Genomic DNA, 23,644 nt, shown 5'->3' on the forward strand with positions numbered 1-23,644 from the left:
CTGATTAGAAGGTGAAACGAACGTCAAAGGTAAATGTCCTTGGGCAAGGATATGCACCCATATCCATACCATGGTCTACGTCAACACTGTTGGCCGAGAATGATACACCTGCGGGATCTATACCTTTGTATCCTGTGATGGTAAAGAGATTTTGAACACTGAAAGCTAAGCGTACATCGGCAAAGCGAGTCAACTGTTTTTTCAGGTTATAAGCTATGCTGATGTTTTCCAATCTTACATAGTCGGCATTCTCCAACCACTTGCTTGAGTTACCATAGTTCTTGTTTCCTGCTGCATTCAGTGCCGGCATGGTCTTGCCTATTTGTGAAATGTAGTCGGCATCGGTCACAAATTTAGAAGAACCTACCATTGAGTTCATGGCAAAGCGTACAAGATTAAGACGTTGTGCACCAAAGGCGCCATTGAAGAATGCATTCAATTCCCAGTCCTTATAAGTAATGGTATTGTTCCATCCGATAGTTACGTCAGGGTTAGCACATCCAAGTACCGTGCGGTCTTCGCCCTTTGGCTCGGCCGTGATGTTACCGTCTTTGTCGTAATAGCTATCCAATCCATCCTTTAGACCGGCCCAACGATAACCATAGAATGTACCGATGGCTTCTCCTTCTTTCACGATTGTAGCAGGATCTACTGTTCCTGGAGATGGTGTGCTACCGTAAATGATTGGGTTTTCGGCTGTAAGTTTCGTAACCTTATTCTTTAACCACGTTCCATTGATGGTAGATGTCCATTGCAAGTCGGCAGTCTGAATGAGTCGACCGGTCAAACTTACGTCAATACCTTTATTAGAAACTTCACCGGCATTAATCCAATAAGAAGTTCCACCAAGATAGTCGGTCAACTGGGTACGAAGCAATGCGTCGGTAGTCTTCTTTGAGAAGTAGTCGATAGAGAGCTCTACACGACCGTTACAGAAAGCCATGTCTACACCAAAGTCAAACTGTTTGGTCTTTTCCCATGTCAGTTCGGGTGTTGGAATGCCTGCTGCCCAATAGCCTGTGTAGATGTTTGGTGTGCCGAAATCGTAACCCGTGGCAGCCATATTACCCAATGTACTGTATGGGTCGATGCTTTGGTTACCAATCACACCGTAGCTAGCACGTAGCTTTAAGTTGCTAAGCCAGTCTACATTCTTCATGAAATCTTCGTTGGTTACGGTCCATGCTGCAGCCACAGATGGGAAGTATCCCCACTTCTTGTCTGAGAATCGAGAGCTACCATCGGCACGGAATGTAACTGTAGTCATATATCTATCGGCATAGTTGTACATCAAACGTCCGACACCAGACAATAGTGCCCATTTGCTATATCCGTTGCTTGCGCCACGGTTGACGGCATTATTCACATTCCACCAACCTACACTCTCTGTCTGTAGGTTCTTTCCATTGATACCCATCAGTCTGGTTGTGCTACGGCTAGCTTCGAATACACCGGTAGCTGTAAGCGAGTGCTTGCCCCAATTACCTAAATAGGTCAGGTTGTTGGTGGTCTGTAGCATCATGCGCTGCATGTCGTCGTTACCCATACCGTTGGAAGGCTGAACACGAGTAGATGCAAACGAGTAGCCTTTACCGTCATAATAATCGAATCCATTGGTTGTTGTGAATGTCAAACCCGGAAGAATGTTGAACTTCAAGTCGATGCGACCATTGATAATATCGCGACGACTTTGCGAAGCATTTCCTGCCAAGAGTCCGTAAGGGTTGCTTTGAATAGAGTTGTATGGGTCCTTGTGGAAGTTGCCCATATTGTCGTACATTGGCATAGTAGGAGAGTAGTTGTATCCTATCCACAATACGTTATTGCTTTCGTTCATACCAAAGTTACCCGCACCTGTACCCTTGCTATGAGCATATTGCAGGTCGGCTGTCACGTCAAGCCATTTGTAAATGCTTGAGTGTATATTCATCTTAGCCTGATAACGCTCGTAAGCTGTGTGGTTCACTACACCCTTGTTGTTCAGATAGTTGCCACTAATATAATATTGTGTGTCGGCATTTCCCTTTGTCAATACGACCTTGTAGTTCTGGGTAATGCCTGTACGCAATATCTCGTCCATCCAGTCGATACCTTTATCAGAACCGTCTAGATAGCTTTGCAATTCTGCTTTGTTGGCCACTTTACCACCATCGAGCAATGCTTGGGCATAAGTTCTGGCATCCATTACCTTAGGCATGTGTGTAGCACTAGACACTCCTAGGCTGGCATCAAACGTTACGCTCTGCATACCGGGCTTACCACTCTTGGTCTGGATCAATACTACACCATTCGCACCACGGCTACCATAGATTGCAGTAGACGATGCGTCCTTTAATACCTGAATGCTCTGAATGTCTTCAGAGTTGATACCTTCCAGTCCACTTTCGCGTACAATGCCATCTACTACATACAATGGGTCGTTGCTACGGCTGATAGAACCGGAACCACGTACACGAATTTTTACGTTACCACCGGGTACACCGCTTTGTACTACGTTCACACCAGCCATACGACCTTGGAATGCTTGGCTCACGTCGGTAATGGGCTGGTCTTTGAATGCCTTGTCGTTCATCACCGAAACTGAACCGGCTAGGTCGGCTTTACGTACCGTACCATAACCCACAACTACCACTTCGTCGAGCAGTTTCTGGTCTTCACGCATTGTTACATTCATCTTTCCATTGGCTGCGGCAGCTATCGTAGTTGTCTGATAGCCTACGTATGATATTTCTAATTCGCTACCGGGAGCAGTCTCTATCACAAAGTTGCCGTCAATGTCGGTTACAGCTGCCGACTTTCCGTCTTTAGACTTGACGGTAGCACCGATGATGGGCGTGCCTGTTCCATCGACTACTACGCCTGTGATACGCTTTTTGGCTTGGTCGTTTAGTTGAGCTTGTCTGCCGGCAGTTCTACTTTCGTTCTTAGTGGTGAGCACAATATTCTTGTTCATCACCTTGTAGCTGACAGCAGTGTTGGCGAAAAGTGTAGCCAATACAGATTCCAAACTTTGGTCTTTTGCCGATATGGAAACGTTTCTGTTGGTGTTTACCTGTGAATTGTCATAGAAGAAAGTCAGTCCGGACTGTTTTTCTATTTGTTTCATCACTGTGATGATGGGGGCATTTTTGCCTGAGACAGTGATGAGATGTTTTTTACCAAAGGTCTGCATAGGAAGCAACAACCCTGCAAGGCAGAGAAGTCTCACTTGTTTAGCAATGTTTCTTCTGCCTATGAATAGCATTTTTTTGTTCATAGTAATAATGGTTTAGATGTTTAGGAAGTGTGTGCCGGTTTAGTTAGTAGCACACGCCTGATACTGTTTTGAGTCTGTTTGTACCAGTGTTTGTCAAGGTGCATTTTCAGTTTTCATGTTTTTGTCATAAATAGTAGGTTGATTATTTAGTTGATTTATATACTTCTATGATTTGTTGTTCATCGAGTCTTTTACTAGATGAGCTGCGGAAATCTACACCTGAAGCCATGCCTATGCATTGCAATATGATGTCGAGCGACTGTCCGTAGAGTGTTCCCGTAAATGAAGCTGCATAACATTGCTTGTCACGCACCACGAAGTTTACGGCGTATTTTTTCGATAGTGTGTGTAGCACCTCTTGCATTGGCGTCTGTTGGAACATCAGGTTTCCGGTGTGCCATGATGTTACTACGTCTACTTCTGCTTGCGATACGTCCAGTTGCATGGTATTGGTGTTCCAGCGGGCCATTTGTCCCGGAACGATGGGTTGCTCCGTAGTACGCTTGTCTCTGCCTTGATAGATGACGCTTACCTTACCCTCTTGCAATGTCACGGTCATATTTGGGTCTTGCTTGAAAGCTTCGACGTTGAAGTGTGTACCGTATACTTTTACCTTAGGGCCATGGGGTGTTTGCACGATGAATGGATGTTTTGCGTCTTTAGCCACGGCAAAATAGGCTTCTCCATCTACGATGACATTGCGTTCGGAACTGAATCTGCGCGGATAGCGAATGGTAGATTGAGAGTTCAGCGTCACGTGTGTGCCATCGGGTAGAGTGGTGCGAGCCACCATACCCGGTGTCGCTGTGAGTGCCACTATCTCGTATTTCTCGCGTTGTTGCTGTATAAATAGGTAGACAGCTGCCATTAATATGGGTATTAATAGCACGGCAGCCACGCGTTGTATACGCATTGTCATGATGTGTAAGCGTGCTTGTCGCATGCGTTTATGCAGTTGGTGTAAAGCTCCGTCTTCGTCTCCTTGCAGTGTAGACTGTAGTGTATCTACATATTGTAATGCCGAAGTTTCATGATTCTTTATATCTTCGTTTACCTCGTTTTCTGCAATCCATGCTTCTACACGTGCGGCATCGCTCGCGTCTAATTTCCCCTCTATATAATAAGGTAAGAGTTGGTTTATGTCAAGGTTATCTGTTTTCATTGGTTATTTATGTCTTATCTGTATGACAGTTGAGAAATCAATGTTCATAAACTTTTGCACAACTTTTTTCATGTTTATTCTGTTTTATTCCAAAATACTGCTGCTGTTATCTATCTTTCGGCTACAAATAGTAGTATTTATTAGCCCGTTTTTACTACTTTTGTAGTCTTGTAGTTGATATAGTAATTAGCAAATCATGAAAACATTAGATTTCCATCAAGACGACATGTTGTTGTTTTCACAGTCGTGTGAAGGCAATCGTCGTGCCTTTGATGCATTGTTTTGCAAATACTATAAACCTCTGTTAGCTTATGCTCGTCGTTTCGTAGAGGGCAATGATGCCGAAGAAATTGTTCAGAACCTGTTTTTATGGTTATGGGAGAATGGCGAGCATGTGGATATTAGGCAGTCATTGTCGGCTTATCTCTTTCGTACTGTTCACCATCGTTGTTTGTTGCTTATTGAGCGTGGAGCGGCTCGCCAACGTGCCTATGCAGCTTATTGGCACGATGAGAATGATGCTGTGGGAACTGAACTTAATCGTTATGAACAAGAAGAATTGATACGTTTATTGAAGATTGCGCTCGATGAATTGCCTGCTACCTATCGAGAAGCTTTGATAAGTCATCGGTTTGGTGGCTGTACGTATCATGAAATAGCCGAGAGTCTTGGTGTTTCTCCTAAGACAGTAGATTATCGTATACAGCGTGCCATCAAGATGTTGCGCGACATATTGGTTAAGAAAGGAGCCGGCCAGCTCATACCTATTCGCAAGATGTTGAGCTATTTGATAGATAGTATTGGGATGTGTTAGGAAGATTTAATCTTGTTTTTGCTCATAACCTCGGCTGTTTGTCAACCCAATATCATCTCCCTTTCTTTTAGAAAGGGATGGGGTGAGGTTGCTGCAAAGCCCTTTCAGCATTTTTGCATGGGCGTTTCAGCATTGCTGCAAAGCTGAAACAGCAATGTTGCTAAGGCGGGGCAGCAAGTTGAGTTTTTGAGTATGTGAGTGTATAAGTTGATGAGTTGTTGTATAAAACTTTCTGTATGTAAGCTATCAGGCGGTTCATTGAGTTTGCCGATGCTACGATTGTAAAGTATCTACAATCCCTCTTATTCCCTTTGCTCCGGTCATTTTATCGGGCAAAGAGGCGATAATGGGGGAGAGAAATTGGCGTAAGGCGGCATCATGGAGGGTGCTACGATGGCGCATGCAGTCTTCGATGACGCTTTGGAGACGACGAAGCGGGAAGGCTTTCAAGACGATGAGGCGGGCTGTTTGTTCGCCTAATATCCGGTTATCAATAGTAGATAGGTGGGTTCCTATGGCCCAAACTTCGGCGGCGTAAGTGCGCACGATGGTGTCGTAATGTACCAAAGCGGTGGCAAGGAAGAGCAGGTCGGTCTCGTTCCACGGTTCTTGGTAGTCCATAAGCCATTGCAATGCGCCCATGTATGCCTTGGTATAAAAAGTTTGTTTGTGGTTGAATACCGCACACTTGCGCAGTATTTGCGCCAGCACAATGGTAGCGTGGTGTGGAAATACGCTAAGGTGAAGGTCTGCTTGTGGCTCCATGAACCATTCCTTTTGGAAGTTCCACAATCTTTCTTGCCACAGTATGGGCTGCGTAGGGCTATATAACAGCTTTGAACTATAATCGAATTGCAGTTGTTTGAAGTCTTGTTTGGGAGCTAATTGCGATGAGAGGGGGAGTTGTCCCGTCCATAGTGTCCATGCCCGATGGTTGAAATAGAAGTCGGAAAATTCAGTCCGCATGGCTTCGGGATGATTTCTTAGATTCACGGTCAGCCATGCTTCGGGGTATTCGTAGTGCTTACAAGGCGTAAAACGATCGTTGATGAGATAGTCCATCAACTGTTTGAGTTCGCCCGAAAGATTGATGTTGACAGGTTTGTCGGTCTGCCATGTGCATCGGTCCAGTGCCACCTGCAAGTCGTAAGGCGAGGGCTTGAGTCCGCGTTGTTCGTATTCGGCAAGTCTTTGAATCAGTATGTCGGCGTCGATGTAGCCTGGTCGATGTGTGGGAACGGACAGAACGACAGGATTTCCTGCCTCCATCATACCGATTAATTCTAGTAAGAACAGCCTGAAAGCGTCTAGAGGATCGTCGGTATTATTGTAGATGCGTAGGTCTTCGAGTGGGGTAAAGACCACCCCGTTAATTTTCTTCTTGCCTAATATTCCTCTTATTAAGAGGTCAGTCAGTTGCTTGCCCTTACTGGCTTTGGGGGCAAAGCGTTGTTGTAAACAGAGTCCGAACTCCAATAAATAGCTGGCCAAGATCGCTTGCAGATATCTTTCGGTCACGCCGATCCACGCCTTGGCACGGGCAAAGACCGATTCCAAGTGTGTTTGGTCGGCTTCTTCGAGTCGTGGGAACCACTCTGCTACTGCTGATACGATGGTCCAAATCTCCAACGGGTCGGTGGTATCAAACAGTCGACTGAGCGAAAATATAAATTCATCTTTGTCTTGAATACTTGCCAATCGGTTCTCTTCCATGCAGTAAGGATGCGGTTGTGAAGCCTCTAAGGTCGGTAGCTCCGGTTGTGAAGCATTGATTTGCTGTTGTAGTTCGGCTAGTTTTTCACCGCTATAAGTAGCTAACAACTTACTGGCACGCTTCTTAATGGAGTCATTTTTGTGCATGAGCAGTTGGCTCAGAGCCTCGTATACCTTCTCTCTGCAGTCAGGATGCGATTTTATCAAGACTTCGTAAGTGGAGCAGATGACGGTAAGACTATTGGCCGGGAGGCTGAAGAGCAGCGACTGTGTAGTGTCTATATAAGGTTGAATCGAGAAGTTGCTGGCCTTTACAATCTGTTTCAATAGTTTCAAGATTGCGTTTTGTGCTCGCGATTTGACCGTGTAGAGTGTTTGGATGAGGCTGTCTTGTCGCTCTAGAAGCTCTTCGTTCGTGGGTTGGTAGGCTTCCAGTAGGTCGATAAACCATTTTTCCATCAGGTTACCCATACCTAGATTCAGCCCCGCGATGGTTTTGTCGAGCAGCTTCCGACTGCTGATTCGCCCTGTTTTGGTACATGTGAGAAGAAGGGCTGAGATGCTTTCGTCTTTGTGAGTTTTACCCTCTGCGAAGGCTATCTTGGCTCTTTCGTCTTGGTGATAAATAAATGTGGGATACTCAAATAGATACCATACGTGTTCGTTTAGCGTGACTGGCAATTGTAATAGTTTGCTACTGTCGAAACTGATATCGCGGTTTCCCAGCCTAATCTCATGAGCCTCAGCCATCAAATCGGCTATTCGCTCCGGTTTCGGTAGCTTAATGTATCCGTCTTCTGCCAATTTTAAAATGTTGTGATAGCCGTAACGCTGGCTGCTGAAAGGTACTTCGTCTATCTGTTTATTGAGCCATTTAGGATTGTATATGTCGAGAATACTGCGAAAGAGCTCTATATCGTTCTCTCTCATGGCATAGGAATAGCTTTCTTTTCCGTTGCTTGTGAGTATGGAGGTGGCGTCCAAGAAGATGGCACGGTCGTGGCTGCACGAGGTAAAACTTTCTCCTATAGGAGTCTTTTTACTCACCCAATAGAGGTCTTGATTCACCTTTGACAACTCGCGCCGTTCTTTTTCGGTCATGGCTGCCAATTCTTTGATATACGGCAGGAGTATATCTTGTCGGTTTTGGGGACTATCTTTATACCTTTTGGCGAGCTTGGTAAAGCGCTCTATGCGTTCTTCTTTTTCCATCCTACAAGTTTTCTAACGGCTAAAATATGTTTGCACACGCCTCGTTCGCCTTGGTGTTTGCTGTGCCATTGACATGTGCAACGCTCCTGATTCTTATCTAATACCACGGTATGGCGCACTCCGCTGTCGCCCATGACCAATGCTTCTACACGGTCGTTCGATACGGAAACCAGTTGTATGCGGTCTTCGTCGATGAGTTTGATAGCGTTGGCGGCGCGCGGATTCAGCTTCATGATGCGTTCTAATTTAAACGGTAGGCGACGATAGAAGAAACTGTTTTCGTCTAGATCGAAGCCCAATAAGCCCATGGCAGCGAGTCGGATGGTTACTTGGTCTACCTGTTTGCGGTCGATACCTTGCTCTATAGCGAAGAGGTCGGCATTGAATTGCTGATTGGAAAAACTGTAGTTGTCCATGGCCGAGAGCCACTTTTCGGGCATATCGTCCATTAAAGTGTCAAGCGCAGCACCCTCTCCTGAAAAGCCACGGTAACTGTCGCGTGACAGCGAAAGGCTGAATTTCACAGTTCCGAAGTATAAAGTAAAGATAGTGATTTGGTCGTTGGGATGTGTAAAAATGTGCAATTCATCGGCCAACGGCAATAAAGGTTCGAGCAAACGCAGCCGATGTATGCCTCCGATGCAGATGGCATCGGTTGCCGGTATGGGCGAGAAGATGGGGCGGCCGCCTCGCGTTTGCAAGTAGAAGTCGGTTTTGGGGGCACCCTTGGGAACCGACTGGAAGAGCTGTAATAGTTGCATTCGGTTGAACCGATGCCTGTAAATGGCTTGCGATTGGTAGATTTGGACGGTGGTCAACCCCTTTATCCACTTGGTAGGCAGGGACACTTTGCGTTCTACAGCCTTTGTTTTAGTTGTATAAACACCCACCTCTTTGGTTCCGACAGAGACTGTCAGACGGTCGGTTTGCCCCGTCATGTTCAGGGCATTGAGCATGGGTTGGTTGAAGTCTACGTTGGTTGTGCCATTGTCTAAGAACTCTCCTGTGTGGCCATCGGGCATTATGTCGACTCTGGCATAGACGCCGGCGCATCCCGAAAAGCCCTCGAAGCGTAGCCTATCGTTGCCCGCTGTGACGATAGGATCGCGTATGGCAGCCCAATTAATGGTAAAACTAGACTGTACAACTTTGGATAATGTCACCAAACACCGGGCTAAAATAAACGGTTGAATAATGTTGCCGTAAAAGAAACAGGGTGCCTCGCCGCGCCTCACCTCGCTATATTTGGCGAGGAACAACTGCTCTTCATCATCGTGTTTGGTCAGTAATGAGGGAGTCGAATAGCGATAGGTGGTGGTAGACATGGCTTGAGTTAAGAGTTAAGAGTGAGGAGGTAGGAGTGAAAGATGAAACGTTAGGAGTGAGAAGTGAGGAGTTATCGGGAGTTAATAGACGATAGTTTCGCTCTTGAATAGATGAATTAATGGCCGATAATTCCCGTTGCACATGAGCACGACTAACTCCTATTAACTCCCTTTTTACTCCTTCTTAACTCCCAATAACTCCTAATTTATAGTTTATTGATTTCCGTTCTAGCCTTGTTTACAATCTTGGCAGCACTTTCTTTAGGAATGCGATGCTCGTCGAAAGCACTCAAAATCTGATTGATTTTCTTGAGTTTGGCAGGGCTGTTCTTAAACTCTTCGCGCAACAGACGTACTTTTTCGTAAGCCTGAATACCTGCTTTGAGACGCTCGAAACGAATGCTTGAGCGTGCACCGGGGTAAATCATATAGGTGTCACCAGCCGCCCAATTGCTGAAACGACTATCTTGTAGCGGATTTTCTACCCAACTCCAAATGGACCAACGTAGGTATCCGTCGAGCTTATCTTTTGCTGCATACCAGCCAAGGAACTCGGCTTCGGCAGGTGGAGAGAAAGTAAATGTGTTGGGATAAGCCTCCGAACAGCAGGTGTAATAGGTCGTTAGCTTGCCTTGTGCCTTGCGTTTGCGCTTCATCTCTTCGGTATATTTGTCTCTCAATGCAACGCAGAAATCGCTCAGTTCGCTTGAAATACCATTCTTCAATGAACCTGCCAACGAGATTTTAAAGTCGGGGTCGGCCGTGCGAATCAGTGCAATGGTCTTCTTCATCATGTCAAGTTCGCGCTCGTCCATGGATAGATAGGTGCAGTCGAACCATCCTTTCGCTTTCAGATGTGCAGCGAAGTCTTTCAACAAAGTGCCCCAAACCTTGGTGTACATCTCGTTTCCGGGTTCCATATTTAGGTACTTGAACTCGTCGGAAGCTTGGTCGAAGTAGCGGAATGTCAGCTCCCATGGAATCATGGAGTAGCAATAGATATTGCCTTTGATGCCTTCGCTGCGCATGAATTCCACGCATTTGTCGAAGACGGTAAAGTCGAACGACCACGTACCATCTACCTTCTTGGTCCATGTAATCATGGTGCGGAATGGGTCAAAAGTTTGTCCGTTCCATGGTCGATGCATGATAGAACACGTAATACTGCGCCCTCCTGCTTGGCGATAAAGTTGAATGTAGGGCTTCATTGCTTCCAAATGGGCGTCGCTCCAAGGCTCTACGCCGTGGTAACGAGCAATGGCGAAGGGGTTCTGCCATAGGTCTAAGTGGAACATTTGGTTGTCGGCTGTGGGCAACGTGCGCTTGATGACATTGATACGCAGCATCAGTCGTTTCAAGATGGTGTTGCCATCGCTCACCGTTGCCGTTGCTGTGTAAAGACCGGGTTGCGCATTTTGTGGCACGTCAATGCCTATCCAAGCCGCCTGAGTGGTCTTTGGCTTGACGGCAATAGTGGTGTTAAGATGGTCGATAGGGTCGGCCACGAGCGACGAATCGTATATGGAATGGTCGGGACGAACGCCACAACCGCCTTGTCCATCTTTGTTTAAGCCGTCTGTCATGACGTATCTGACGAAGCCTTTCAGTGCTTTTTGCGTAGAGATAGTGCTACCTTTACTTGATTGGAGGTCGCTCAATTCAATGCGAAGTTGATTGATGGGAGTAGCAGCAGAGACCACTAATTGTTGCGAGATACGCTCGCCACGCCATGCAGTCTGTGTGATTGCGGTCACGACAGAGCCGGAGAAAGGCGCTTCTTTCTTGTATCTAACGTCTGTACTGCCCCAACTTATCACGTTGTTTTGCACACTTTGCCATTCGGCAGTGGCTGTTTTGGGATTTGGTAGTTCGTTGTAGACGGTGATAGGTTGCTGTGCCCATACAGTTGTTGACATCATTGAGAGCACTAACAGACTTTTAATTTTTAGGTGTTTCATGAGGTTTTATAATGGGTTAGTAATTATGTTTTCTGGTAAATATAGGCTGATTTCATGATGGGGAGATTGGTTTAAACCAATCTGATACCCCCTTCTTCAATCGTAATGAGCCTTCGACGGTATAAATCTCCAATGGCTTTCTTATAAGTTTTTTTGCTAACTTGGAAGCGATATTTAATTTCTTCGGCGTCACTCTTGTCTCCCAATTCGCAGAATCCATCGTGTTCTTCCAGATAAGTAAGCAGTTGATCGGCGAATTCTACGGTCTCTCGGCGTCCTGTTTGTTGCAAGGTGATATCGAGTTTTCCATCCGGTCGTACGTTGCTAACATATCCTTTTAATCGGTCACCGGTATGGATGAGTTTGAAAAGTTGGTTCTCATACACTAGTCCGGGGAAGAGATTGTTGACAATAACTTTGAATCCAAGGTCGGTCTTCTGCCATACCAGTACGTCGACCTCGTCTCCATGGTGATATTCGGGCATCGATTTGTCCAAGTAACGGTCTATCTTTGCCGAGGCCACAATACGGTAACTATCGCGGTCTATATAGATGAATACGATGTAACTCTTTCCTTTCTCCATGCGCATCTTTTGCTCGCGGAATGGGCAGAATAGGTCTTTCATCAATCCCCATGACAGGAATGCACCGTATTCATTGACCCATGTGCACTCCAAATAAGCGAAGTCGCCCACCTTAGCTAGCGGATGCTCGGTAGTGGCAATGAGTCGTTCATCTTGGTCGAGATATAAAAATACCTCCAATTCTTGGCCTATTTCGAACGTTTCGGGTACATACCGGTTGGGCAATAATATCTCTCCTTCGTCTCCACCGTCAAGGTATAAGCCGAAATCTACTTGCTTTACAATCTTCAAGCGGTTGTAATCACCGAGTTTAAGTTCATTCATTTTCTTTCGTTATTGGTTGTTCTTGGGGTGTAGGTGTGGCGTTGGTCTCTCGCTCTATCATTCCATCTTTCAGGTGAATAGTGCGGTCGGTGATGGCAGCGAGGCCTTCATCATGGGTCACAATGACGAATGTTAGGCCGAAATTGTCGCGCAGTTGGAAGAAAAGTTGGTGCAGTTCTTCCTTGTTTTTACTATCTAATGAGCCCGAAGGTTCATCGGCCATGATCACAGCGGGATTGTTAACGAGGGCTCTAGCTACTGCTACGCGCTGCTTTTCACCCCCAGATAGCTCGCTAGGTTTGTGATTAGCGCGTTCCGTTAGGTTCATGAATTCGAGCAATTCCATGGCTCGTTGCTTTGCTTCACTGCGCCCCATACCGGCTATAAATGCAGGTATCATGATGTTTTCAAGGGCAGTAAACTCCGGTAACAACTGATGGAATTGGAATACAAAACCTATATGCAGGTTGCGGAAGTTGCTTAGTTTGTTGGTCGAAAGGCTACTCACGTTGACTCCATCAAACTCAATGGAACCGCCATCAGGCTTATCCAGTGTTCCCATGATTTGCAATAGTGTGGTCTTTCCTGCTCCCGATGGCCCTACGATGCTCACGATTTCTCCTTTATTAATATGGAGATCGATTCCTTTCAGCACCTGTAGTGAGCCGAAACTCTTGGTTATTCCTTTAATATCTATCATATTTATGATACTTAATTTCTTCTAAACCCTTTTCTCATCCATTCTCTTAGACTTTCATACGCGCTCTTCACTTCCGTGTGTTGAGGCTGTGCGAAAGTCATACTATCGATGGGTTCGCCATGCTGGTCGGGGAAGATGATGAGTAGATTCTGCCCATGGAAGTAGCGTGTAATCTCTTCCGGGAGATACTCTTGGGCGTTCTTATACGATACAGTTCCTTTACGTGCGGTCACTACAACAAACAGGTGGTCATGCCCAACTGTGCTAGCTAACTGTGGAATCTCGTTCCAATGGGGCATAGAGTGGAACTCTACACGGATATGAGGGTGGCGATTGTGCACATATTGTTGTATCAGACTCAGTGTGTCGTTGCGTCCGTGGAAGAAGATACGACATTCTAAATTCTCTGCCAAACGCGACAGTCGTTCGAGCCAACGATAGAATCCCGGCTCGTATTCGGCTCTTGATGGCACAGCCACTTGAATCCTGCGGATGGTGTTGAGCGGTTGTTTCAGGCGGGCAAAGAATATCTGTCGGTAGAGTCCATTGAACAAACTCTGTTGGAATTGTCCCCAAAATCGGCTCGAAAGTTCTTTATGCATGTGGATGCCGATGATGATTTCGCTGGCTCGAAATTCCGTGAATGCGTGCTTGATACCATTGGCTATGTTGGCCGCCACGCGCACTTGAGTCGCCATCTGTACATCGGCAGCTGCAGCAAAGCGTGTCAGTCGGTCGAGCAGTTGGCGTCCCTCGTCCATGTTTCGATGCATGTCTACATCGTCATACACCACGTTGAGTCCCACCACATCGCGATGTAGCTTGGGATTACGCATCAAGATGGCCATGTTAACCAGTTGCTCTGCATATTCGGGATACTTCACCGGGATGAGGATATGCTCGTCGTCGGCATTCTGGTTTTCCTCTTGTGGCAACTCTTTATTGCGTAGGATAATGGCTTGGGCAGACCGTTCGGTGACGAGAGTCGAGATGATACAAGTACAAAGTATCATGATGACCACCCCGTTTAAGATGCTGTCGTCTACCAGATAATGCCCCGACGATATCTCCAGCGTACGTCCCACCATCACCATGGCGATGGCTCCGGCGGCATGAGCCGACGTAAGACCGAACATCATGTGACCCGATGACCACGGCAAACGAAGTCCCATGCAAGTCAAGTAGGCTGCCAAGGCCTTACCTAAGGTTCCGAATACCGTCAGACAAGCAACTACCCACAGGATGTTGCCACCCTCGAAGAGCAGCCTCACATTGATAATCATGCCCACACCCATCAAGAAATAAGGGATAAAGAGGGCATTACCGATAAACTCGATACGGTTCATTAGGGGTGACACGTGGGGAATATATCTACTCAAGATGAGTCCGCAAAGGAATGCGCCGAAGATACCTTCCAGTCCCACGATATTGCTAAGGGCTGCCGACAGCACCATCATAGACATGACAAAAATAAACTGCATCACGGCATCGCTGTATCTACGCAAAAACCAACGCGTCAATCTAGGGAGTACCAATATCATTCCCAGACCGAAAACAGCAAACTTCAAGACGAATAATAACCAAAAGCCAAGTCCCGAACTGTTGCGGTGTGAGGCCACGATGGCAGCTAATACAATAAGTGCCAACAGCAATGAAATCATTGTAGACCCCACACTTAGCATCACACTTGACTTGCGTTGCAAACCGTATCGACTTACGATGGGGTAGGCCACCAGCGTATTGCTCGACATGATACAGCCGAGAATCAAAGCTCCGGCAGCCGAATAGCCCAGCATACCAACTCCCATAAAATAGGTGAGAGCAAACGGAATGGAGAAAGTTATGAGTCCGAAGATGAGTATTTGTGCCTTGTTTCGTCGCATAGCCTCGGTGTCCATTTCAAGCGCGGCTAGGAACATGATGTAGTAAAGTCCCACCTTTCCGAATATCTCGAACGAAGAGTCGCGACTCAAGATGTTGAGTCCGTACTGTCCGATAAGCACTCCAGCGAGCACCATACCGATGATATGAGGAATGCGCAACTTGCCCATAATAATGGGGGCAAGCAGAATAATGACCAGAACGACGAAGAAAATCAGCGTCGGATCGGTTATGGGGAAGTATTGAGATATACTCAGCATCTTTACAAAGATGGTATTAACGAGAGCAATGAAAGTTTACTTTCTTATTGCCGAGTGCTACCTATTTTATGCAAAGATAATGGAAACGCCTCAAAAGACAAAAGAAACATTCCGATTTCTTCGCTTTGATAGTTGCCACTTATGGTGTGGAATGTCTATATGGTTCATCACCTTTTTAATGCCATGGATAATTCTTTTTTTGGGTATTAACATAAAAACGCTATCTTTGTAACTAGCTAACCGTATGTTTAAATTAATTTTCTTAGCCTATGAAATGGTTATACGGATTCCTCTTCGTGTTGATTGTTACAGCTTCATGTCGGCAACGTCGTGCTGCAACTTTGGTGAAAATACATCAGCCCGATTCCATCGTTGTTGGTTTCTCGCCCGGTTTTGTGATGCCTTATGAGCGTCGTGCATGGATTGTTTATCCCGATAGTACAGCGAAACAACGCATCATTTATTTTACTCCAATGCACGATTCTATCGTTTATCAACCTGTATCAAAGCACGTGGCTCGGCGGTTGTACGACCTTACTAGGCTACTTTTTGTCACTCATAGGGTCCCCGACGTTGTCAAAGCCAATACAGATATGAGGGAGACCGACCAGCCTTCTCTTGACATAGATGTGTTTGATGGGGTACAGACTATTAGCTATGGTTACTATTTGGGCTATCCTAAGGCTGTGTATTCGCGTGCCCTGCAATGCCTGATAGATTTCGTATATAGAGGAAAAGAACTTATAGGTTATCAATTGGTCAAAGAACCGGCTATCGAGAAATTGTCACTTCTGTCGGTGAATATAGTAAAAAGATTTGTTCCCGATTCAGGAAAGCTAATTCATAAATCTTGGACAATTGAACGTAATAAGGAAATTTCTTTTTTCACTGATACTACTTTGCTTGATAAAAGTGGGCACGTCGGTGACATTAGAAGTTCCAAAGAATATACATTACTGAGCCCTAGGGCTGATAAAATCAAAGATCTATCTTTCTCTATCTTTAAGAAAATACCTGCCGATGTAATTCGTAGGAATGTACATGGAGAGAAGAATGTGGGCAAAGAGAGCATTCAAATAATTTTAGACTTTGATGTGCGAAATGTCATTTATACGATAGATTTATCTCATAAGGACGTGGTCTATAGTGCTGACTTCCAGCAGTTGTTGGATGAGTTGCCCTGAATGAGGAAATAAATAGATGGATTGGGCGAATGCAATTCGCACCTACAAGGGCTCCCCTTCGCCCTCTCTCCAAAAAGAAAGGGAGCATAAAGAGAAGTGGGTAGAATACCATTTGTCGTTTTAAACAACTGTTTTGATGATACAATAGGATTCGTAGGGACGCGACATGTCGTGTCCGCAGGCTGTATATATACTACAAGGATGACACCAAGAGACTGTAAATTCCCCCACGGACGCGGCATACCGCGTCCCTACAGAAGCCTCTCCCCATTCATTATCTCCCTCGTTTTCTGTCGCACCAGCTGAGCCGACGCGACTACTCGGTCGATGACCAATGGCTCTCCAATAGGAGAGGGAGTAAGGAATAAAGCTTTTCCGTCCTACAATTTTAAAACTTATCAACTCAAAAACTTACAAACTGCCCCCTAAACTCGTCTACTCGTTAACTTGTTAGCTTGTCTACTAACAAATTGCAGCGGCTCTTCAGCATCGCTGCTAAGCCCATTCAGCATTGCTGCAGAGCCTAGACAGTGTTGTTGCCTAGCCCTTGCAGTGATTTAAGAGTTATGGTTGAGGAGTGAGAAGTGGTGAGTTTTAGTAGGTCATAGATAAGTAATAAAAGGTAAAAAAGAGGTGAATGGATAAATTGAAATTGATAAAATGATAGCCTGTAGAGTGGTTTTATGACAATTTGTGTGTGTTGTTACGTGGAAAATTGTAATTTTGCAAACAAGATAAAGTATTCATTTAAACAAGTATCGATTATGAAAGTAGCAATTGTAGGAGCAAGTGGTGCAGTGGGACAAGAATTCCTTCGCATTCTTGCCGAGAGAAACTTCCCGATGGATGAGTTAGTTCTTTTTGGTTCAGAACGTAGTGCCGGCCGAAAGTACGAGTTCAAAGGTAAGCAGTACGAAGTTAAACTGTTACAGCATAACGATGATTTTAAAGATATAGATATTGCTTTCGTGTCTGCCGGTGGTGGCACTTCAAAAGATTTTGCAGATACGATTACCAAGTATGGGACGGTGATGATAGACAATTCCAGTGCTTTCCGTATGGACGCAGATGTGCCATTGGTGGTGCCCGAAGTGAACGCTGCTGACGCCTTGAATCGTCCTCGTGGTATCATTGCCAATCCAAACTGTACCACCATTATGATGGTAGTGGTGATGAAACCGATTGAAGACTTGAGCCATATCAAGAAGATTCATGTATCTTCTTACCAGAGTGCGAGTGGCGCAGGAGCTGCCGCCATGGCCGAATTGCAACAACAATACAAGGAGATTGTGGAGACTGGAGCGGTGAAGACCATTAAGAAGTTCCCCCATCAGTTGGCTTACAACGTGATTCCCCAAATTGATGTGATGACGGAGACTGACTATACAAAGGAAGAAATGAAGATGTTCCACGAGACTCAGAAGATTATGCATAGCGATGTTCGTACGTCGGCTACCTGCGTACGTGTGTCTTCTCTGCGTTCACATTCGGAGAGTGTATGGTTTGAAACCGAGCGTCCGTTGAGTGTAGAAGAGATTCGTGAGGCCTTGAAAGTGGCTCCCGGTGTGACGTTGAAAGACGATGCGCAGAACTATGTGTATCCCATGCCGCTCGAAAGTGCGGGTCATGACGACGTGTATGTGGGTCGTGTTCGTAAAGATTTGGCCGATGACAACGGCAATACATTGTGGCTTACGGGCGACCAAATACGTAAAGGTGCTGCGCTGAACGCCGTTCAGATAGCCGAATACCTGATAGAAGTGGGTAACGTGAAGTAAGATTTCAGGTGGAAAAAGAAATATCTCAATCAAGCGATTGAGCTGTAGAACATACAAAAGGGAAGCGATGGTCGCTTCCCTTCTGTTTTATTTGGCTGCAATACATTCAACCTCTACCAAGGCGCCTTTGGGCAAATCTTTCACCGCTACAGCCGAGCGAGCGGGATAAGGTTGGCTGAAGAACTCGGCATATACTTCGTTCATGGCTGCAAAGTTGGCCATGTCCGACAAGTAAACAGTAGTCTTAACCACGTGTGAGAGGTCGATTCCGGCTGCTTTCATGATGTTGGAAGCATTGGTAAGGCATTGGCGTGTTTGCTCTTGGATGCCTCCTTCGACGAAGTTTCCGGTCTCTGGAACAATTGGAATTTGGCCTGATGCATAAACGAAACCGTTGACCTCGATAGCCTGACTGTACGGTCCGATGGCCGCAGGAGCATTGTCTGTATGGATTGCTTTCATATTATATAGGTGTTTAAAGATGATGATAATATCATATCAGTTTATGTCTTGCAGATTAGCCCTGCCTTGAAGTTATCGGGAGTTAATCGCCTGTGCGGCGTTGGAGTAACGAGGGAAGTTAATAGACAAATGTCTGTTAACTTCAAGTCTCGAAGAGATGTTAACTCCCGATGACTCCTATTAACTTCTAGAATTGAGGAGATGGAATCATATCAGTTTGTATCCACGTTCGCGAAGTGCGTTCATGATTTGCTCTATCTGTTCATGGTTGCGAGTCTCGATGGTCACACGCAAGATGCAGGCATTCACCTTTTGGCGATTGATGGAGCGGTCGTGCTGTACTCCGGTGACGTTAGCTCCGAGGTTGGCAATGATAGATGATACCTCAACAAGTTTGCCCGGCTGGTCGTCGAGTTCTATATCGAACGTGCAAAGGCGGCCGGTTTTCACCTGTCCGCGGTAGATAACGCGGTTCAAGATGGTCAAGTCGATGTTGCCACCGCTCACGATACAGATGGTCTTCTTGCCTTTTACGGGTACCTTATTGTACATCACAGCAGCCACACTCACGGCACCTGCACCTTCGGCTACGAGCTTTTCGCGCTCAATAAGATGCAAGATGGCGGCGCAAATCTCGTCTTCGTTGACCGTCACGACGTCGTCTACATATTTAGAACAGATGTCGAATGTGAGCGAACCGGGTTCTTTTACCGCGATACCATCAGCTACGGTAGATACCGATGCCAGCCGTTCGGGCTTGCCATTACGCAGACTTTGTACCATACTGGCGGCTCCCTCGGCCTGCACACCATAGACTTTGATGTCGGGACGGAGACTCTTCACGGCATAGGCTATGCCCGAAATAAGGCCTCCACCACCCACAGGAACGATCACAGTTTCCACATCCGGCAGCTGATCGAGAATCTCTAAGCCCACCGTTCCTTGCCCTGCTATCACGTTCTCGTCGTTGAATGGATGGACGAATGTGTAGCCTAGCTCGTCGCGAAGTTGCAGAGCACGCTGGTAAGCATCATCGTATACGCCCGGTACCAAGCATATCTCGGCTCCCATTTGACGTGTGGCTTCGACCTTACTAAAGGGAGCTCCCTCCGGTAAACAGATGAGAGACTTCACTCCCATGGCCGATGCGCCGAGTACAACTCCTTGTGCATGGTTGCCCGCCGAGCATGAAATGACACCTTTCTGACGCTCCGCTTCGCTGAGTTGTGATATCATATAGTAGGCTCCGCGTATCTTAAAAGACCCCGTTTTCTGCAAACATTCGGGCTTAAGATATACATCACATTCGGGATTTACATTGTAGGCATGCACCAAATTGGTCGGGCGAATAACCTCACTCAGTACTTTTCGGGCCTTTCGGAAGTTCTCCAGTTCTAGCATTTTTATTATTCTATGATTTTAAAATAGAGATATTCATAGCATATCTCTATTCTTCTTTGTGTGCAAAAATAATCATTTTTGTTGTTTTACAACTATGTATGCTTACACTTTTTGAGAAATATTCCGGTTTAATGAAATCTTTGTTGATTTGTCATACTATAACTTCCGAGGGCTCACGAAGCCTTGGACGTTGACGTGCTATGGCTCTGAGGTGTCTTAGTTAGATGGTAGTCGTTTGCTGTCGGAAGCTGCGTGGAGAGATTCCAAACTTCTTTTTAAAGGCTTTGCTCATGGCTGCAAGGTCGTTATATCCCGTTCTGTAGGCTATTTCTGAGATGCTTAGGTCGGTGTTGATAAGCATTTTTCGACAATATTCCAGCTTAATATCACTGAGCCAAGAAGCGAAAGTGTCTCCCCGAACCTCGTATATATAGTTGGAAAGATGGCTTCTTTCCATGTTCATTGCTTCTGCTACATCGTCCATGGTGATATTGTTTTTGAGCAATGGAAACGGTTCTTGCAAGAGCCAATGGTCTATAGCATCGTTCAATAAGTCTCTTTCCTCCTCTGTTATGGTTGGTCTTTTCACCTTGTGCGAACTTAATAGGTACCACGTTATGGTACAAATATAGAGTATTTCTATATATTTTTGCCTGTTTTCGTTTGTTATTATTTGTTATGACAAGTTTATGAGGTGTGAATATCGCATTTTTAGCTATGCGAACTCTTCTAAGATATATAGTTGTGAGGTGTGTTTTTATCTCTTGGTGGCGGTTTATGATATGGCTGTTTCTGTATTTTTAGAATCTAAAACGATTGTGATATTTCTGTAGTAAAGCTTTGGTTTTTTATGTCCCTTAACTGTTTATTCTCTATAAAATGATTATATTTGTAACTGAAATATAGATGTGGGTTGACAAAACCTCACATGATAAACTCAAATATTAAATCAATTTATTAATTATACCAATCACTATGAACTCTAAACATCTGATATTGGGTGCATTGTTGTTATCTTCAATGGGCATCAAAGCACAGGTAAATGCGCCTGCTCCTATCGCTCCGTTGCCCGAAGCTCGGCAAGTTTCGTGGCAGAAAATGGAGACTTATGCCTTTATTCATTTTGGTCCAAACACGTATGGCGACCGTGAATGGGGCTTTGGAGATGCCGATCCGAAGTCTTTTAATCCCACGAAACTCGACTGTGAACAGTGGGCTCGCGTCCTCAAAAAGGGTGGTATGAAAGGTGTCATCATCACAGCTAAGCATCATGATGGCTTTTGCTTGTGGCCAACTATGTACACCGATTACAGTGTTCGCAACTCTCCTTATAAGGAAGGAAAAGGAGATATTGTCGGCGAATTGGCTGCCGCGTGCCGCAAGTATGGCTTGAAGTTTGGCGTATATCTGTCTCCTTGGGATCGACATCAGGGATTTTACGCTACTCCCATCTACCGAGAATACTTCCATGCACAGCTACATGAACTGCTAACCAAGTATGGTGAACTGTTTGAAGTGTGGTTTGATGGAGCCAATGGAGGTGATGGTTGGTATGGCGGAGCAAAGGAAACACGCAAGATAGATGCCAATACCTACTATGATTTTCCGCGTGCTTGGGCAGCAGTAGATAGTCTTCAGCCCAATGCTGTCATCTTTTCTGACGATGGTCCCGGTTGTCGTTGGGTAGGCAATGAGCGTGGTTTTGCGATGGCAACCAATTGGTCTTTCATCACTCCTTTCTCTATGCCACCGGGCGCAGAGAAGCAATTTATGTTACAACAGGGACAACCTGATGGTACCAAGTGGGTACCGTCGGAGTGTGATGTGTCTATCCGCCCGGGATGGTTTTACCATGAACGCGAGAATAACAAAGTGAAAACGCCCGACCAATTGGTCGATTTGTATTATCGCAATGTTGGCCATAACGGTACGTTCTTGCTCAATGTACCCGTTGATAAGGAAGGTTTGATTCATCCGGCCGACTCTGCCAGCCTCATAGATTTTCATAATCGAATAGTGAAGGAGTTTGCCAACAATCTTCTGAAAGGTGCTTCCGTGTCGGTAGATAGTGAGCGTGGCAAAGCGTTCGGTGCCAAAATGTTGACTGATGGCAACTATGATAGCTATTGGGCAACACCGGATGGTGTTGTTTCGGGTACGATGAATATCAAGTTTAAGCGCACGACTAAGGTTAATCGCATGATGTTACAGGAGTATATACCGCTGGGTCAGCGTGTTCGCTCGTTCGTCGTTGAATACTTAAATGGCAAGACTTGGCAGCCCGTCAAGATGACTGAAGAGACCACTACCATTGGTTACAAGCGCTTGCTTCGCTTCAAGGAGATTACTACTCAGCGTATGCGTGTACGCATTCTCGATGCTCGTGGCCCGCTATGTATTAATGAAATAGGTGCTTACTATGTGCCCGGAGCCAAGGATAGTTATGTAGATGACACTTCGGAGGTTCAGAGTTTACCTTTCACAGTTGATAAACAAGCCGGTGAAGTGACGCTTGATTTAGGCAAAGTACAGCCGGTCAAGGCTTTGTACTATCTGCCTTCTCAGGCCAATGCCAATCCCGGACTTATTGATAAATATGAGATTTACGTCGGTAATACGCTGGATAATCTGAAGAGAGTGGCTGTGGGAGAGTTCTCAAATATCCGCAATAATCCCATCATGCAAGAGGTCTTCTTCACTCCGCAACAAGCGCGTTACGTTCGTTTAAAGGCTGTTCGTATGGTTCGCGAGGGTGAATCAATAGCTTACGATAAACTTGCTGTGCAATAAAAGTAGTTTTTGATGAAAGTCCGACTTGTCTAATTAATCAGGCAAGTCGGATTTTTGTTGGTTGACTTTTGATGAGTTGGTGGTATCTGTAGCAGTCTTTGGCATGGTCATTGATGAGTCCGATAGACTGTAAATGCGAATAAATGATGACCGACCCCACGTATTTAAAACCGCGTTTCTTCAGGTCTTTGGCCACCATGTCGGACAGTTCGTTGTGTGTGCACCACTCTTCTTGATGCGACGGATACACCCATGTTTGCCCATTGGTAAACTTCCAGATATAAGTATCGAATGTTCCAAACTCTTGGGCCACCTGCATGAAACAGCGAGCGTTGTTGATGATGCTCTCAATCTTGCGACGCGAGCGAATCATTCTTTCTGTTTGGAGGATGCGTTCCACGTCTTTTTCGGTGAACAGTGCCACTTTTGCGGCATCGAATTGAGCAAAGCATGTGCTGAAAATATCGCGACGTTTCAGCATCATCTGCCATGATAGCCCACACGACATCGACTCCATGAGCAAGAATTCAAAGTGTCGTTGGTCGTCGTGTACGGCCACTCCCCATTCTTCGTCATGATATTTCTCGGAGAGTTCATCGCTCAAACACCACTTACATTTACCTCTTTCTGTTTTCATTCTCATCTTTGTTTTTCGCAAAAGTAGATAATCTTGCTGACTTAAACAAATTCACTAGTAACGAATAGATAATTATATTGATTTGTTGCAGGGTGTTCGCAGTGTTGCTGAATGGGCTTTGCAGTAATGCTGCAAGGTTGAGGCAGTGATGCTGAAAAGCCGCTGCAATAGCCCCACTCCGACCCTCTACAGCCCCATCCCGA

At 45.7% G+C, this 23,644-nt stretch carries 17 protein-coding genes; 4 read left to right on the top strand and 13 right to left on the bottom strand.

Features of this window, described 5'->3' with window-relative positions:
- Positions 1-4 precede the first annotated feature (4 nt).
- Positions 5-3,256 (bottom strand): TonB-dependent receptor, encoded by a 3,252-nt coding sequence (locus AC1EK4_RS05685; RefSeq protein WP_480357361.1) that lies wholly within the window; start codon positions 3,254-3,256, stop codon positions 5-7.
- 142 nt (positions 3,257-3,398) lie between these two features.
- Entirely contained in the window at positions 3,399-4,418 is a 1,020-nt protein-coding gene (locus AC1EK4_RS05690) for a FecR family protein (protein ID WP_036899732.1), read from the bottom strand.
- 196 nt (positions 4,419-4,614) lie between these two features.
- Between AC1EK4_RS05690 and AC1EK4_RS05695 the strand changes: the two genes are divergently transcribed.
- The gene (locus AC1EK4_RS05695; RefSeq protein ID WP_036899734.1) at positions 4,615-5,232 is read left to right on the top strand and encodes an RNA polymerase sigma-70 factor; all 618 of its coding nucleotides are present in this window, start codon (positions 4,615-4,617) and stop codon (positions 5,230-5,232) included.
- Positions 5,233-5,505: 273 nt separating this feature from the next.
- Here the strand turns inward: AC1EK4_RS05695 and AC1EK4_RS05700 are convergent, their stop codons facing one another.
- The 6 genes from AC1EK4_RS05700 to AC1EK4_RS05725 all read right to left on the bottom strand — a co-directional run bounded on the left by AC1EK4_RS05700 (position 5,506) and on the right by AC1EK4_RS05725 (position 15,189).
- Positions 5,506-8,157, bottom strand: a complete 2,652-nt coding sequence (locus tag AC1EK4_RS05700; RefSeq protein WP_036899736.1) for a DUF6493 family protein — start codon at positions 8,155-8,157, stop codon at positions 5,506-5,508.
- Entirely contained in the window at positions 8,136-9,482 is a 1,347-nt protein-coding gene (locus tag AC1EK4_RS05705) for an SWIM zinc finger family protein (protein ID WP_480357362.1), read from the bottom strand. Before AC1EK4_RS05705 ends, AC1EK4_RS05700 begins: the two co-directional genes overlap by 22 nt.
- Before the next feature lie 206 nt (positions 9,483-9,688).
- Positions 9,689-11,440 carry a DUF4091 domain-containing protein gene (locus tag AC1EK4_RS05710; protein ID WP_480357364.1) on the bottom strand — a complete coding sequence of 584 codons (1,752 nt, stop codon included), beginning with the start codon at positions 11,438-11,440 and terminating at the stop codon, positions 9,689-9,691.
- Positions 11,441-11,511: 71 nt separating this feature from the next.
- Positions 11,512-12,348 carry a CvfB family protein gene (locus tag AC1EK4_RS05715; protein WP_480357366.1) on the bottom strand — a complete coding sequence of 279 codons (837 nt, stop codon included), beginning with the start codon at positions 12,346-12,348 and terminating at the stop codon, positions 11,512-11,514.
- Positions 12,341-13,048 carry an ABC transporter ATP-binding protein gene (locus tag AC1EK4_RS05720; RefSeq protein ID WP_062433821.1) on the bottom strand — a complete coding sequence of 236 codons (708 nt, stop codon included), beginning with the start codon at positions 13,046-13,048 and terminating at the stop codon, positions 12,341-12,343. Before AC1EK4_RS05720 ends, AC1EK4_RS05715 begins: the two co-directional genes overlap by 8 nt.
- 11 nt (positions 13,049-13,059) lie before the next feature.
- Positions 13,060-15,189, bottom strand: coding sequence for a cation:proton antiporter (locus AC1EK4_RS05725; protein WP_036899744.1), 2,130 nt, complete (start codon positions 15,187-15,189; stop codon positions 13,060-13,062).
- A 269-nt stretch (positions 15,190-15,458) separates the two neighbouring features.
- Here AC1EK4_RS05725 and AC1EK4_RS05730 point away from each other — a divergent pair, with 269 nt between their 5' ends.
- Positions 15,459-16,373, top strand: a complete 915-nt coding sequence (locus tag AC1EK4_RS05730; RefSeq protein ID WP_062433816.1) for a hypothetical protein — start codon at positions 15,459-15,461, stop codon at positions 16,371-16,373.
- A gap of 120 nt (positions 16,374-16,493) precedes the next feature.
- Here AC1EK4_RS05730 and AC1EK4_RS05735 read toward each other — a convergent pair whose 3' ends face one another.
- Positions 16,494-16,775 (bottom strand): hypothetical protein, encoded by a 282-nt coding sequence (locus AC1EK4_RS05735; protein ID WP_156431046.1) that lies wholly within the window; start codon positions 16,773-16,775, stop codon positions 16,494-16,496.
- 362 nt (positions 16,776-17,137) lie between these two features.
- On the opposite strand from AC1EK4_RS05735, the gene AC1EK4_RS05740 reads away from it, so the two are divergent.
- Complete coding sequence (locus AC1EK4_RS05740; RefSeq protein ID WP_062433813.1) at positions 17,138-18,151, top strand: aspartate-semialdehyde dehydrogenase; 1,014 nt, start codon at positions 17,138-17,140, stop codon at positions 18,149-18,151.
- Between the two features lie 87 nt (positions 18,152-18,238).
- Here AC1EK4_RS05740 and AC1EK4_RS05745 read toward each other — a convergent pair whose 3' ends face one another.
- From AC1EK4_RS05745 to AC1EK4_RS05755, 3 genes are all read right to left on the bottom strand, one after another.
- On the bottom strand, positions 18,239-18,613 hold the full coding sequence (locus AC1EK4_RS05745) for a RidA family protein (protein WP_036899747.1): 375 nt from the start codon (positions 18,611-18,613) through the stop codon (positions 18,239-18,241).
- Positions 18,614-18,820: 207 nt separating this feature from the next.
- Positions 18,821-20,014: a threonine ammonia-lyase gene (ilvA, locus tag AC1EK4_RS05750; protein WP_480357368.1), complete on the bottom strand. Its 1,194-nt coding sequence runs from the start codon at positions 20,012-20,014 to the stop codon at positions 18,821-18,823.
- A gap of 220 nt (positions 20,015-20,234) precedes the next feature.
- Positions 20,235-20,603: a helix-turn-helix domain-containing protein gene (locus tag AC1EK4_RS05755; protein ID WP_052052969.1), complete on the bottom strand. Its 369-nt coding sequence runs from the start codon at positions 20,601-20,603 to the stop codon at positions 20,235-20,237.
- Positions 20,604-20,989: 386 nt separating this feature from the next.
- Between AC1EK4_RS05755 and AC1EK4_RS05760 the strand changes: the two genes are divergently transcribed.
- Positions 20,990-22,804 carry an alpha-L-fucosidase gene (locus AC1EK4_RS05760; RefSeq protein WP_480357371.1) on the top strand — a complete coding sequence of 605 codons (1,815 nt, stop codon included), beginning with the start codon at positions 20,990-20,992 and terminating at the stop codon, positions 22,802-22,804.
- A 37-nt stretch (positions 22,805-22,841) separates the two neighbouring features.
- On the opposite strand, the gene AC1EK4_RS05765 is transcribed toward AC1EK4_RS05760, so the two are convergent.
- Positions 22,842-23,441 (bottom strand): DNA-3-methyladenine glycosylase I, encoded by a 600-nt coding sequence (locus AC1EK4_RS05765; RefSeq protein ID WP_480357372.1) that lies wholly within the window; start codon positions 23,439-23,441, stop codon positions 22,842-22,844.
- Positions 23,442-23,644 lie beyond the last annotated feature (203 nt).

The organism is Prevotella sp. C0026C3 (genome assembly GCF_056590795.1).

Bases quoted from the DNA above. Each gene is read 5' to 3' on its own strand.
- AC1EK4_RS05685 (WP_480357361.1), bottom strand. From the start codon at position 3,256: ATGAACAAAAAAATGCTATTCATAGGCAGAAGAAACATTGCTAAACAA.
- AC1EK4_RS05690 (WP_036899732.1), bottom strand. From the start codon at position 4,418: ATGAAAACAGATAACCTTGACATAAACCAACTCTTACCTTATTATATA.
- AC1EK4_RS05695 (WP_036899734.1), top strand. From the start codon at position 4,615: ATGAAAACATTAGATTTCCATCAAGACGACATGTTGTTGTTTTCACAG.
- AC1EK4_RS05700 (WP_036899736.1), bottom strand. From the start codon at position 8,157: ATGGAAAAAGAAGAACGCATAGAGCGCTTTACCAAGCTCGCCAAAAGG.
- AC1EK4_RS05705 (WP_480357362.1), bottom strand. From the start codon at position 9,482: ATGTCTACCACCACCTATCGCTATTCGACTCCCTCATTACTGACCAAA.
- AC1EK4_RS05710 (WP_480357364.1), bottom strand. From the start codon at position 11,440: ATGAAACACCTAAAAATTAAAAGTCTGTTAGTGCTCTCAATGATGTCA.
- AC1EK4_RS05715 (WP_480357366.1), bottom strand. From the start codon at position 12,348: ATGAATGAACTTAAACTCGGTGATTACAACCGCTTGAAGATTGTAAAG.
- AC1EK4_RS05720 (WP_062433821.1), bottom strand. From the start codon at position 13,048: ATGATAGATATTAAAGGAATAACCAAGAGTTTCGGCTCACTACAGGTG.
- AC1EK4_RS05725 (WP_036899744.1), bottom strand. From the start codon at position 15,189: ATGCTGAGTATATCTCAATACTTCCCCATAACCGATCCGACGCTGATT.
- AC1EK4_RS05730 (WP_062433816.1), top strand. From the start codon at position 15,459: ATGAAATGGTTATACGGATTCCTCTTCGTGTTGATTGTTACAGCTTCA.
- AC1EK4_RS05740 (WP_062433813.1), top strand. From the start codon at position 17,138: ATGAAAGTAGCAATTGTAGGAGCAAGTGGTGCAGTGGGACAAGAATTC.
- AC1EK4_RS05745 (WP_036899747.1), bottom strand. From the start codon at position 18,613: ATGAAAGCAATCCATACAGACAATGCTCCTGCGGCCATCGGACCGTAC.
- ilvA (WP_480357368.1), bottom strand. From the start codon at position 20,014: ATGCTAGAACTGGAGAACTTCCGAAAGGCCCGAAAAGTACTGAGTGAG.
- AC1EK4_RS05760 (WP_480357371.1), top strand. From the start codon at position 20,990: ATGAACTCTAAACATCTGATATTGGGTGCATTGTTGTTATCTTCAATG.
- AC1EK4_RS05765 (WP_480357372.1), bottom strand. From the start codon at position 23,441: ATGAAAACAGAAAGAGGTAAATGTAAGTGGTGTTTGAGCGATGAACTC.